This window comes from Arthrobacter sp. UM1, from assembly GCF_020483305.1.
Classification (GTDB): Bacteria; Actinomycetota; Actinomycetes; order Actinomycetales; family Micrococcaceae; genus Falsarthrobacter.
In genome coordinates, this window is the sequence record NZ_JACWAB010000003.1 from 96,151 (window position 1) to 108,635 (window position 12,485).

General features: G+C 71.2%; 9 protein-coding genes. All 9 read right to left on the minus strand.

Annotated elements, in window-relative coordinates; translation table 11 throughout:
• Positions 1 to 253: 253 nt before the first annotated feature.
• Positions 254 to 4,048, minus strand: a complete 3,795-nt coding sequence (locus H9I38_RS05510) for an AAA family ATPase (RefSeq protein ID WP_226337760.1) — start codon at positions 4,046 to 4,048, stop codon at positions 254 to 256.
• A gap of 49 nt (positions 4,049 to 4,097) precedes the next feature.
• Positions 4,098 to 5,675, minus strand: coding sequence for a glutamine-hydrolyzing GMP synthase (gene guaA / locus H9I38_RS05515; RefSeq protein WP_226337940.1), 1,578 nt, complete (start codon positions 5,673 to 5,675; stop codon positions 4,098 to 4,100).
• A 138-nt stretch (positions 5,676 to 5,813) separates the two neighbouring features.
• The gene (locus H9I38_RS05520; protein ID WP_226337761.1) at positions 5,814 to 6,236 is read right to left on the minus strand and encodes a DUF3817 domain-containing protein; all 423 of its coding nucleotides are present in this window, start codon (positions 6,234 to 6,236) and stop codon (positions 5,814 to 5,816) included.
• Positions 6,233 to 7,102 (minus strand): SURF1 family protein, encoded by an 870-nt coding sequence (locus H9I38_RS05525; RefSeq protein WP_226337762.1) that lies wholly within the window; start codon positions 7,100 to 7,102, stop codon positions 6,233 to 6,235. The genes H9I38_RS05520 and H9I38_RS05525 overlap by 4 nt, the downstream gene beginning before the upstream one ends.
• A 14-nt stretch (positions 7,103 to 7,116) precedes the next feature.
• Positions 7,117 to 8,247, minus strand: a complete 1,131-nt coding sequence (locus H9I38_RS05530; RefSeq protein WP_226337763.1) for a GuaB3 family IMP dehydrogenase-related protein — start codon at positions 8,245 to 8,247, stop codon at positions 7,117 to 7,119.
• 94 nt (positions 8,248 to 8,341) lie between these two features.
• Positions 8,342 to 9,865, minus strand: a complete 1,524-nt coding sequence (gene guaB / locus H9I38_RS05535; RefSeq protein WP_226337764.1) for an IMP dehydrogenase — start codon at positions 9,863 to 9,865, stop codon at positions 8,342 to 8,344.
• An 82-nt stretch (positions 9,866 to 9,947) separates the two neighbouring features.
• Entirely contained in the window at positions 9,948 to 10,340 is a 393-nt protein-coding gene (locus H9I38_RS05540; protein WP_226337765.1) for a hypothetical protein, read from the minus strand.
• Positions 10,341 to 10,463: 123 nt separating this feature from the next.
• Positions 10,464 to 12,077 (minus strand): chaperonin GroEL, encoded by a 1,614-nt coding sequence (gene groL, locus H9I38_RS05545; protein WP_226337766.1) that lies wholly within the window; start codon positions 12,075 to 12,077, stop codon positions 10,464 to 10,466.
• Positions 12,078 to 12,178: 101 nt separating this feature from the next.
• Positions 12,179 to 12,475 carry a co-chaperone GroES gene (gene groES, locus H9I38_RS05550; protein ID WP_226337767.1) on the minus strand — a complete coding sequence of 99 codons (297 nt, stop codon included), beginning with the start codon at positions 12,473 to 12,475 and terminating at the stop codon, positions 12,179 to 12,181.
• Positions 12,476 to 12,485: the final 10 nt, after the last annotated feature.

A 12,485-nucleotide genomic window follows, 5' to 3' on the forward strand; every position in this document is an offset into this window, starting at 1 on the left:
GCCTCGGGCCGGTCGTCACGGGCCCGGGGAAGCGAGAATCGTCTACCCTCCTGCGTGGACCGCGTCCCGTCCTGCACGGCAGCGGAGCTGGTCCGGGGGCACGGTTCCGCCTCCCCCGCGCCGGAGCGGGCTCCGTCGGCCGCCGGCGCCCCCTGCTCACGCGTCGCCGGAAAGGTGAAGACGAGCGGCTGGGCCGAGGCCGGGCCTGCGGGGCGCGCCGGCCCGGACTCGGCACGCCGCCGGGGCCTCGGGGTCACTCGGTCGGCTCTTCGCGCGCCGACTCAGCGGAGGCCACGGCGTCGGGATTCGCGTCCGCCTGGCTCGGCGGCTCCTCCTCGGCCGCGATCGACGTCGCGGAGATGACCGGAGTCAGCCCCATGGCGGCCAGGATGCGGTCGGCGGACTCCTCGGGGTCAGTGAAGACCTCGAGGGACCAGGCCGGCATCGAGGTCCACCCGAAGCGCTCCAGCCGCTGCGGACGCAGACGGACCCGCTCCCGGACCCCGGTCTCCCGGTAGCGCCGGGTGGAGTCCGAGATGACGGCCACGGGAGCCTGCCCATGCGCGTCCGGACGCTGGTCGAACACCGCGATGTCGATGACGTCGTTGACGTTCTCCCGCACGCGCACGCCCCGGCGGCGCAGGCGCGCCGAGAGGTCGCTGAGAAGCGGGCTCGGAGGCGAGTCCACCGTCCCGGTGGCCGTCGGCTCGCTCTCGCTGCGGAGGAACTCGTAGAGGTCCAGCGCACCGTAGCCCACCGCGGTCTCGTCCACGTCCTGCGGACGGAAGCAAGAGAGCACGTGCATGGCCAGACGGGCTCGTGTCATCGCCACGTTGAAGAGCTCGCGGCCGCCGGGCTCGGAGAGCGGGCCGAACCACTGGGCGGGCTCGCCGGAGGCCGAACGGCCGTACCCGATGGAGAAGACGATGTGGTCCCTCACATGGCCGCTCGCCCGCTCGAGGGGCAGCACGAGGAAGGGCTCCGTGCCCGAGCGGAAGAACGGCGCCGCCCACGGCTCGTGCTCCATGCGGATGCGCACGGCCTCGGCCACCCGCGCGGCGTGCCGCTGGCTGGCCGTGACCACCGCGAGCGAGCGCTCGGGCGTGCTGCGGATGTGGTCGAAGACGAGCTCCACACACCGCTCGACCTCGGCCTGGACCGACTCGATCTCCACCGTGCGGGCCGTCTGAGGGCCGAAGCCGTCCTGGATGTACTCCACGCGAACCCGGCGCAGTCCGCTCGCAAGGGCGTCTCCCCGCGGCAGCACCTCCACCTGGTCCCCGTAGAACTCGTGGCTGAGCCGGGAGGCGAGCCGGGAGTCCACGCACCGGTAGAGGTGCTCCAGGGCCATGGTCGGGCGCACCCGTGCCAGCGAGTCGAGCAGGCTGGAGGGCGCCTCGGTCTCGGAGTCCGCCTCGTCCCGGCCGGCGGCGAAGCTCCGCGGCCCGGGCAGCTGGGCGTCGCCGAACGCGATCACCTGCCGGCCGCGAGCCACGGCGCCGAGCGCATGGGCGGTGTTGAGCGAGTGCGCGTCGAGGACGATCACCGCGTCCGCGGAGAACTGCTCCCCGAGGATCATGGGCAGCGTGTGCACGGATCCGAGCCAGATCGGGTGGACGCTCGTGACCAGCTCGCCGTCCTCCTCGCCCAGGTTCCGGACGCTCACGTGGCCGTCCAGCAGGAGGGCGCGCAGCGAGGCGGCCGCGGCGCGCCGGCTCTCCACGGAACGCCGCCACCGGTCGGAGACAGCCTCGATGAGCCGGTGGGATCCCGAGGCAATGTGCTGCTCGTCCGCGTCCCGGTACTCCGCCTCGAGGGTCATGAGGGCGTTCGCGTCGAAGCTCGTGAGGTTCGGGTCAGCGGACATGATGGCCTCGAGCACCGAGCTCCACCACGCGAGCTCCAGCTCGGACCCCACCTCGTGCTCGGTGAGCCCGCGCTGGGTCATGTCCTCCACGAGCGGCTTGAGCCCGAGTCCCGTCAGGTGGTCGTCGAGATGCGTCCGCTCCGGGAGGGTGGAGAGCGCGGCGCGGTCCTCCACGAGAGTCGCCGTCACCGCGGCGAGACGGTCGATCGGCGCGCGGCCCGGGTTCCGGGGGAACTGCGTCCCTTCCGCGTGCTGCGCCAGGGACTCGGCGTCCCGGTGCAGGCGCTCCACCATCCGCTTGAGCTCGGTGACGCTGCCCACGGTCTCCGGGAGCCGGTCCTTGACGGCGTACGCCTTCCAGGCGCCGTACTGCTCGTTGACCTGCGCCAGAGCCTCGTTGAGGTCCTCGATGTACACGTCAGGCCGGATGAGCTCCTTGGCCACACGGCGCAGCCGAGAGCGGGTGAAGGAGCCCATCTGGACGCCGTGCTGGCGGCGCCAGGCTCCCGTCGACGTGGCCGCGAGGAGGTCCTCCACACCCCGGTCGAAGATGTCCGGCGAGAACCGCTTGAGCGACTCGTCGACGCTCTCGACGATGTCCAGCTGCTCCCGCCACTCGTCCAGGGTGTTGCCGGGGCGCATGCCCGCCGTCTCCGCGACGCTGCGCATCCTGTCCGCGACCCCGTCCAGGAAGCCGTGGATGTGGGTGGCCGCCGAAAGGGCCTCGAGGGTCGCCTCTCCGCTCGCCATGCGCGATCCGTGCCAGGCGTTCTCGCGCAGCCGCGCGTCCAGTCCCCCGAGCTCCGCGAAGCGGCGCAGCCTGGCTGTGGCGCTCGTGCGGTCCTTGAGCCGCATGAGAACGGCCTGCGGGAGGCGGACCGTGGTGGCCGGCGGATGCTCCTCCGCCATGAGGTCCGCGAGCGCCTGCATCGCGTCATGCGCGGAGACGCCCCACTGCGGCCGCTCGTCGTGGAGCGAGCGGACGTTGTCCTGGAGCAGCTCCCGCCGGCGGGTGAGGAGGCGGTGCAGGTCCGTGAGGTCCCGCTTCTCAGAGCGCTCGTTCCGCGCGACGGCGGCGATCGCATGGCGGCGGATGTCCGCGGGGTCCGCGTCGTCGTCCACCAGCCGGGTCAGCGTGCCGAGCCCGAGCTCCTCGAGGGTCTGGTGGAACTGCTTGATCGCGGCGCGCCGCTCCGCCACGACGACGACGCGGCGCCCGCGGTACGCGAGCCGCGCGGCGACGTTGATCGCGGTCTGGGTCTGGCCCGTGCCGGGAGGAGCGGAGACGGCGAAGGACTCGCCGGACTCCGCGCGGTCCACGACCGCGTGCTGGGAGGCGTCCGCATCGAGGACGAGCATCTCCTCGCTCGGGTGGAGCTGGTCAGGGCTGACGGGTCCCGCGTCCCGGAAGCGCGGCACGCTGCCGTCTTCCTCCCCGCCCGCGGCGAGGTCCCGGATGACCGGGTGGTCGGCGCTCACGTGAGGATCGTCGCTCGGGTCCAGGAGGCGGACGAAGGTGCCCACGAAGACCTGCTGCACCACCTGGGCGTCGGGCAGGTGCTCCGTGAGCTGGCGGATCTTGTCCAGGACCGGGAGCGGGTTGAGGCGGGCCGTGGCGTACGCGCTCGCCTCGATCGCGGCCCGGTCCAGGGTGATCCCCTGGTCCTGCTTGAGGTGCCGGACGAGCAGCGGGTTCAGGCGGGCCGGCCCGGCCAGCTGGACCTCGTACTCGTTGTGGCCCGGGTGGATCGTGAGCCGGATCGGCGAGAGCAGCACGGGCGCCGCCACGGGCGCGGAGCGTCCGCCGGCTCCCGTGAAGCGCCAATAGGCCATGCCGGAGGCGAGGAACCCGGCGTCGATGCCGCGCTCCTGTCCCAGGTCGAAGATGCGGGAGCGGATGCCGCGGCCCGCCCGCATGGCCTCCTCGAACTGCTCGCGGTCCCGCAGCATGGTCGAGAGCCGCGTCTTGCGGCCCGAGAGCAGCTGGGTGAGGCCGGACGGGTGGGCGGCGGTCAGGTCGATCGCCGTCCGGGAGGTCGGCGTGAAGTGGAGGAGCTCCGCCGAGTCGAATCCCCCGTCCCCGCGCGTGAGAGACCGGAGCCAGCGCTTGACCTGCACCTTCTCCGCGTCGGAGGGCGGGAGGCCTGCGGTGTTCTGTCTCGGGTTCCGTTCGTCAGTCACTGGGTGTCAGTCTTCCTTGCACAGGGGTCGGGGGTTCAGCGCGGCGGGACTACTCCCACTCGATGGTTCCCGGGGGCTTGCTCGTCACGTCGAGGACCACTCGGTTGACGCCGTCCACCTCGTTCGTGATCCGGTTGGACATGCGCGCGAGCAGATCGTACGGCAGACGGGACCAGTCGGCCGTCATCGCGTCCTCGCTGGAGACGGGGCGCAGGACGATCGGGTGGCCGTAGGTCCGGCCGTCGCCCTGGACGCCCACCGAGCGGACGTCTGCGAGGAGGACCACGGGCATCTGCCACACGTCCTCGTCGAGGCCGGCCGCCGTGAGCTCCTCACGGGCGATGGCGTCCGCCTTGCGGAGCAGGTCGAGGCGCTCCTCGGTGATCTCTCCGACGATCCGGATGCCGAGGCCCGGGCCGGGGAACGGCTGGCGTCCGACGATCTCCTTCGGCAGGCCGAGCTCCGTGCCCACAGCGCGCACCTCGTCCTTGAAGAGGGCCCGCAACGGCTCGACGAGCTCGAACTGCAGGTCCTCGGGAAGGCCTCCCACGTTGTGGTGGCTCTTGATGTTGGCCGCGCCCTCGCCGCCGCCGGACTCGACGACGTCCGGGTACAGCGTGCCCTGGACGAGGAAGCGGATCTTCTCGCCCTCGGCGGCGGCCTCGGCCATGATCTGCCGCTCCGCCTCCTCGAAGGCGCGGATGAACTCGCGGCCGATGATCTTGCGCTTGGTCTCCGGGTCCGAGACGCCCTCGAGCGCGGAGAGAAAGCGCTGCTGCTCGTTGGCCACGTGGAGCTTGACGCCGGTGGCGGCCACGAAGTCCCGCTCCACCTGCTCAGCCTCGCCCTGGCGCAGGAGGCCGTGGTCCACGAACACGCAGGTGAGCTGGTCCCCCACGGCGCGCTGGACGAGCGCCGCGGCCACGGCGGAGTCCACGCCGCCGGACAGACCGCAGATGACGCGGCCGGAGCCGACTTGCTCGCGGATGAGGGCCACCTGCTCCTCGACGATGTTGTCCGTCTTCCAGTCGCGGGCCACGCCGGCGGCGTCGAGGAAGTTCTCGAGGACCTTCTGCCCGTGCTCGGAGTGCTTCACCTCGGGGTGCCACTGGACGCCGTACAGCTTGCGCTGCTCGTCGGCGAAGGCGGCCACGGGCGCGCCCGCCGTCGTCGCCAGGACCTCGAAGCCCTCGGGCGCGGCGTGCACCGAATCGCCGTGGCTCATCCACGTGCTCTGCGTGGCCGGGACGCCCGCGAGGATCGAGCGGGACTCGCCCGTGGCGCGGGTGTCCGTGGCGCCGTACTCGCGCAAGCCCGTCCGGGCCACGTTGCCTCCGAGCGCGTTGGCCATGGCCTGGAAGCCGTAGCAGATGCCGAGGACGGGAATGCCCTGCTCGAACAGGTCCGCGCCCACGCTGGGCGCTCCCTCGGCGTACACGCTCGAGGGGCCGCCGGAGAGGATCACGGCGGCGGGGTTCTTCGCGGCGATCTCCTCCGTGGAGAGCGTGTGCGGCACGATCTCGGAGTACGCATCGGCTTCGCGGACGCGGCGGGCGATGAGCTGGGCGTACTGAGCGCCGTAGTCGACCACGAGGACGGGACGGTGGTTCGCCGTCGCCTCCTCGATCGTCGGGTCGTCCCCGGGGCTCAGGCCAGGCTCGTGGGCGGGATCAGGCTGAGAAGTCACGCCTTAACAATAGTCGGCCCCGCCCGCTCCCCTGAAGGAGCGGCGCGGGGCCGAGTGCATTCGGATGCTGAGGGGCCCTCAGTACCGGGGGCCTCGCTCCTCGATGCCTTCGAGCTGAGCTTCAACCTCGCGGTGAACCCTGTGCTCCAGGATGAAGGAGAGGAAGGGGACCACGCCGCCGAGCGCCACGAGCAGGAACTTCCCGAGCGTCCAGCGCAGCTTGTTGAACAGGTTGTAGTCCGCGATGAGGTACACCACGAACAGCCAGCCGTGGATGAACTGCACCGCGCGGGAGAGGTTGACCCCTCCCACGAAGAGCTCGTACCCGAAGGCGTACTTGGCGATGATCTCGGCGACGAGCAGGAGCAGGAACGTACCCGTCAGAATGGCCGAGATCTTGTAGAACTTCAGGGCGCCGCGGATCTGGCCCGCCGTCGCGCGGATCGGACGGCCGGTGCGCTCGGCGCGCGGGCGCGCCTCGGGGCGGTCGGACTGGGTCATCGGGATGCTCCTTCGCTGTCGGTCTCACTCGGGCGGCTCGTCTCGGCCTGCCGGCCTCCGTCCGCGTCTCTGTCTGCCTCGGAACCGGCCGGGACTCCGTCTCCTCCTGCCCCGCGGGCGGCGGCCTCCGCGTCTTCCGCGTCCTCAAGCCGCCGCTGGTGGTCGTCCCTCATGAGGCGGAACCAGACGAAGTAGGCGAAGAGCGCGAACGCCACCCACTCGATCGCATAGAAGACGTTGAGCCAGTTGATGCCGCCGTTCTCCGGCTGCGGGCCGACGACGACGCGCTCGAGGCTCGCGTCCGCCGTCGCGGGGACCTTGTCCTGCGGGACGAGGAACGCGTCGTACATGGACACGTCCCACCGGTTGGTCAGCTCCGAGGGAGAGACTGCTCCGACCTCGCCGGGCCCGAGCTTCGCCGTGCCGTCCGTCGCCGGGGCCTCCGGCGGCAGGATGCGGGCCACGAGCTTGACGCTGCCCTTCGGCAGGCTCCCCGGGACGGCGGCGTCCCGGCTCCACCCGCGGACCACGGGAATCCACTCGTCCGAGCCGGCCACGCGGAAGGCCGCCACGGTCCAGTAGCCCTTGTCCCCCGACTGCAGCCGGTTGGGGACGAGGAGCTGCTTGGACTCGTCGAACTCCCCCGTCACGGACACCATGTGGTCCGCCTGCTTCTGCAGGAGCGCGGTTCCCGGCTTGTACACGGAGGAGAGCGGCCTGACCGTCTCCGTGATGGCCGCGGGCGGCGGAGGCGCCTCATGGGAGCGGGACCACTGCCAGCGCGCGAGGAAGCCGAAGCAGCCCGCGACGAGCGTCGCGAGGACGAACCCCGCGATCCAGCGCGGCGTGAGGGCGGTCTTCAGCATGGGCGCGTCAGGCCTCAGCGGTGCGCGGGGTACGGGGAGACGACGACCTCGCAGCGCTGGAACTCCTTGAGGTCCGAGTAGCCCGTCGTCGCCATCGCGCGCCGCAGCGCCCCGAGGATGTTGCTCGTGCCGTCCGGGCGCTCAGCGGGCCCGAAGAGCAGCTGCTCGAGCGGCGCCACGGTGCCCACGTGCTTGTGGTCTCCGCGCGGGAGCTCGTGGTGGTGCGCCTCCGGGCCCCAGTGGTAGCCCTTGCCGGGCGCCTCCTCCGCGCGGGCCAGCGCGGTGCCCAGCATGACGGCGTCCGCCCCCATGGCGACGGCGCGCGTGAGGTCGCCGCTCGTCCCGAGGCCTCCGTCGGCGATGACGTGCACATAGCGTCCCCCGGACTCGTCGAGGTAGTCCGAGCGGGCGGCGGCCACGTCGGCGATCGCCGTCGCCATCGGCGCGTGGATGCCGAGCGCCCGCCGCGTCGTCGAGTTCGCGCCGCCGCCGAAGCCCACGAGCACGCCCGCCGCGCCCGTGCGCATGAGGTGCAGCGCCGGCGTGTAGCCGGCCGCACCGCCCACGATGACGGGGACGTCCAGCTCGTAGATGAACTTCTTGAGGTTGAGCGGCTCGGCCTGCGTGGAGACGTGCTCCGCGGAAACCGTCGTGGCGCGGATGACGAAGATCTCCACGCCCGCGTCGAGCACCGTCTTGTAGAACTCCTGCGTGTTCTGCGGCGTGAGGGAGCCGGCCACGGTCACGCCGGCCTCCCGCATCTCGTTGAGGCGGGCCTTGATGAGCTCCGCCTTGATCGGCTCCGCGTAGATCTCCTGCATGCGCCGCGTCGGGTTGACGCCGGAGCTCTCGAGCTCGGCGATCTCGTCGAGGAGCGGCTGCGGGTCCTCATAACGGGTCCACAGGCCCTCGAGGTTGAGCACGCCGAGGCCGCCGAGGCGGCCCAGCGCGATCGCCGTCGCCGGGCTCATGACGCTGTCCATCGGCGCGCCGATGACGGGCATGGAGAACGAGTACGCGTCGATCTGCCAGTCGAGCGAGACGTCCTCGGGGTTCCGCGTGCGGCGGGAGGGCACGACGGCGACGTCGTCGAGCGAGTAGGCCCGGCGGGCTCGCTTGTTGCGGCCGATCTCAATCTCAGTCACGGGTGCAGCTTTCTGTGGGTCGTGGTCGGACGCCCTCGCGGGACGGCGCGCCCCGGACGGGCCGGGAGCGGCCCGCGGGACAGCGCGGGGCGGCTCAGCGGGAGCGGTAGTTCGGGGCTTCGACGGTCATCATGATGTCGTGCGGGTGGGACTCCTTGAGCCCCGCCGGCGTGATGCGCACGAACTTGCCGCGCTCCTTGAGCTCGCCGATGCTCGGCGCGCCCACATAGAACATCGTCTGGCGCAGGCCGCCGGTGAGCTGGTGCACCACCGCCGAGAGCGGGCCGCGGTACGGCACCTGGCCCTCGATGCCCTCCGGGATGAGCTTCTCGTCATCCGGAACGTCCGCCTGGAAGTAGCGGTCCTTGGAGTAGGAGGTGTTCTTTCCGCGGGACTGCATGGCGCCGAGCGAGCCCATGCCGCGGTAGGCCTTGAACTGCTTGCCGTTCATGAAGACGAGGTCGCCCGGGGACTCCGCCGCGCCCGCGAGGAGCGAGCCCAGCATGACCGTGTCCGCGCCGGCCACGAGCGCCTTGCCGATGTCCCCCGAGTGCTGCAGGCCGCCGTCGGCGATGACGGGCACGCCCGCCGGCCGCGCCGCCTTGGCCGACTCGTGGATCGCGGTGATCTGCGGGACGCCGACGCCGGCGACCACGCGCGTGGTGCAGATGGAGCCCGGGCCGACGCCGACCTTCACCGCGTCCGCGCCCGCGTCCACGATCGCCTGGGCTCCCTCGCGGGTGGCGGCCTGGCCGCCGATGACGTCCACGTGGGCCGCCGCCGGGTCCTTCTTGAGGCGGGAGATCATGTCCAGGACGCCGTGGCTGTGGCCGTTGGCGGTGTCCACCACGAGGACGTCCACGCCCGCGTCGATGAGGGACATGGCGCGGTCGTAGCCGTCGCCGAAGAAGCCGATCGCGGCGCCGACGCGCAGGCGGCCCTCCTCGTCCTTCGTGGCCTCCGGGTAGCGGTCCGCCTTGTCGAAGTCCTTGACCGTGATGAGGCCCTTGAGCTTGCCCGCCTCGTCGATGAGGGGCAGCTTCTCGATGCGGTGCCGGGCGAAGAGCCGCGTGGTCTCCTCGCGGGTGATGCCCGGGTGGCCCGTCACGAGCGGCATCTTGGTCATCGCCTCGCGGACCAGCTTCGTGTCGAACTCCGCCTCGTCGATGAAGCGCGTGTCCCGGTTGGTGATGATGCCCACGAGCGTGTTGTCCGCGTCCACCACCGGCAGACCGGAGACGCGGTACTTGGCGCAGAGGTCGTCGAGCTCGCGGAGGGTCGCGTCCGGGGCCACCGTCAGCGGGTCGGAGATCATGCCGGACTCCGAGCGCTTGACGCGGTCCACATGCTCGGACTGCTGCTGGATGGAGAGGTTGCGGTGAATGATGCCGATGCCGCCGAGCCGCGCCATGGCGATCGCCATGCGGGCCTCCGTCACCGTGTCCATCGCGGCCGAGAGCAGCGGCGTCTTCACCCGGATGCGCTTGGTCAGCTGCGAGGACGTATCCGCGTCCGAGGGGATGACGTCCGTGTGCCCGGGCAGCAGGAGCACGTCGTCATACGTCAGTCCGAAGAAGCCGAAGGGGTCGTTCTCAGCGGGGAGCGCGGGGTCAGTCACAGGGCACGCAGCTTTCGTTCGACGGGCGTTGTCATCGTGGTCCGGGGTCTGGGTCCAGTCTAGAACGCGCGCCCGCCCCGGGCTATTCCGCCGTGTCGCCCCGCCTCCTCCGGCGCAACCGGATCGCGAGGGCGATCACAGCGAAGCAGATCCCGAAGAGAGCAACGTCCAGCCAGCCCCACGACTCAGTCACCACCGAGGGCAGAGCCGCCCCTCCCAGCCCCGCAGCAGCGAAGGCGAGCGGCCACCTGCGCATCTCCGGGATCAATGCCTGTGGCCGCCCTCGGCGCCGACGAGCGACGAGCAGCGAGGCGAACACCACAGCCCCGGCCACCGCCAGCACCACGAGGGGAGCTTCCCCGCCCTGCCCGCGGAGCATCCGCTTGACGGCCGACGAGGCCGCCGCGCACGCCGTCACGAGAGCACCCCAGGCGATGACGCTGCGCTGCGTCCCAGAGCGACACAGATCTTCCATTCCTCGTTATTATCACGCTTCAAGATGAACGTGCGAGGGCCCCGCCCCGCGAGTCTCCTCGCGGGACGGGGCCCTGGTGCGCGTCCCCGTCAGCCGGCTCTGCCGGCCTCAGGAGCGGTCAGCCTAGTGCTGGTGGCCGTGGCCTTCCTCGTCCTCGGCCGGCTTCTCGACGACGAGAGTCTCCGTCGTCAGCACCAGCGAGGCGATGGAGGCGGCGTTGCGCAGAGCCGAGCGGGTGACCTTGACCGGGTCGATGACGCCGGCCTGGATGAGGTCCTCGTACTCGCCGGTCGCGGCGTTGAAGCCGTGGCCCAGAGGCAGCTCGCCGACGCGGTGGGCGACGACGTAGCCGTCCTCCCCCGCGTTCTGCGCGATCCAGCGCAGCGGCTGCACGAGGGCGCGGCGCACAAGGCCCACCGCCGTGGCCGCGTCGCCCTGGAGCGCCTTGACCTCAGAGCTCTCGTCGAGCGCCTTGAGCGCCTGGACGAGCGCGGAGCCGCCGCCCTGGACGATTCCCTCGTCGAGGGCCGCGCGCGTCGAGGACACGGCGTCCTCGATGCGGTGCTTCTTCTCCTTGAGCTCCACCTCGGTGGCTGCGCCGACCTTGATGACGCCGATGCCGCCCGAGAGCTTCGCGAGGCGCTCCTGGAGCTTCTCGCGGTCCCAGTCGGAGTCGGTGCGCTCGGCCTCGGCCTTGAGCTGCTTGACGCGGTCCGCCACGTCCTGCTCGCTGCCGGCGCCGTCGACGATCGTCGTCGAGTCCTTCGTCACCGTGACGCGGCGGGCGGAGCCGAGCACCTCGGTGCCCACCTGGTCCAGCTTGAGGCCGAGATCCGGGGAGACCACCTGCGCGCCCGTGAGCGTGGCGATGTCCTGCATCATCTGCTTGCGGCGGTCGCCGAAGCCCGGGGCCTTGACGGCCACGGCGTTGAGCGTGCCGCGGAGCTTGTTGACCACGAGCGTCGAGAGGGCCTCGCCGTCCACGTCCTCGGCGATGATGACGAGCGGCTTCTTCTCCCCGAGCACCTTCTCCAGCAGGGGCAGGAACTCCTGCACCGTGGAGATCTTGCCCTGGTTGATGAGGATGACGGCGTCCTCGAAGACCGCCTCCTGGCGCTCCTGGTCCGTCACGAAGTGCGGGGACAGGAAGCCCTTGTCGAACTGCATGCCCTCGGTGACGTCCAGCGTGGTGTCCGTCGTCGAGGACTCCTCGATCGTGATGACGCCGTCCTTGCCCACCTTCTCGAAGGCGGAGGCGAGGAGCTCGCCGATCTCCTGGCTCTGGGCCGAGATGGCGCCGACGTGCGCCACCTGCTCGTGGCCCTGGACGTCCTTCGCGTTCTCGAGCAGGCGCTGGGCCACGGCCTCCACGGAGACCTCGATGCCCTTGCGGAGCTCGGCCGGAGCGGCGCCCGCAGCCACGTTGCGCAGGCCCTCGGTGAGGAGCGCCTGGGCGAGGACGGTGGCCGTCGTCGTGCCGTCGCCGGCGACGTCGTTGGTCTTGGTGGCGACCTCCTTGGCGAGCTGCGCGCCGAGGTTCTCGTACGGGTCGTCGAGCTCGATCTCGCGGGCGATCGTCACGCCGTCGTTCGTGATGGTGGGGGCGCCCCACTGCTTGCCGAGCACGACGTTGCGGCCGCGCGGGCCGAGGGTCACCTTGACGGTGTCGGCGAGCTTGTCCACGCCCGCCAGGAGGGAGCGGCGTGCTTCCTCGTTGAATTCAAGCTGTTTGGCCATGGCTGTTCTCCTTAGCTGTCCGTGTGAGCTGCTCTGGACTGACGAGGACCGGCCCCGGCCGCCCCTGGCGGGGAGGCGCGGAGCCGGCCTGTCACACGGGCTTACTTCGTGACGATCGCGAGGACGTCACGGGCGGACAGCACGAGGTACTCCTCGGAGCCGACCTTGACCTCGGTGCCGCCGTACTTGGAGAAGAGGACCGTGTCCCCCTCGTTGACGTCAACCGGGATGCGGTTGCCCTTCTCGTCGAAGCGGCCGGCGCCGACGGCGACGACCTCGCCCTCCTGGGGCTTCTCCTTGGCGGTGTCCGGGATGACCAGGCCGGACGCTGTGGTCTGCTCGGCCTGGAGCGGACGGACGACGATGCGATCCTCGAGGGGCTTGATAGAGACCGACACTTCGGCTCTC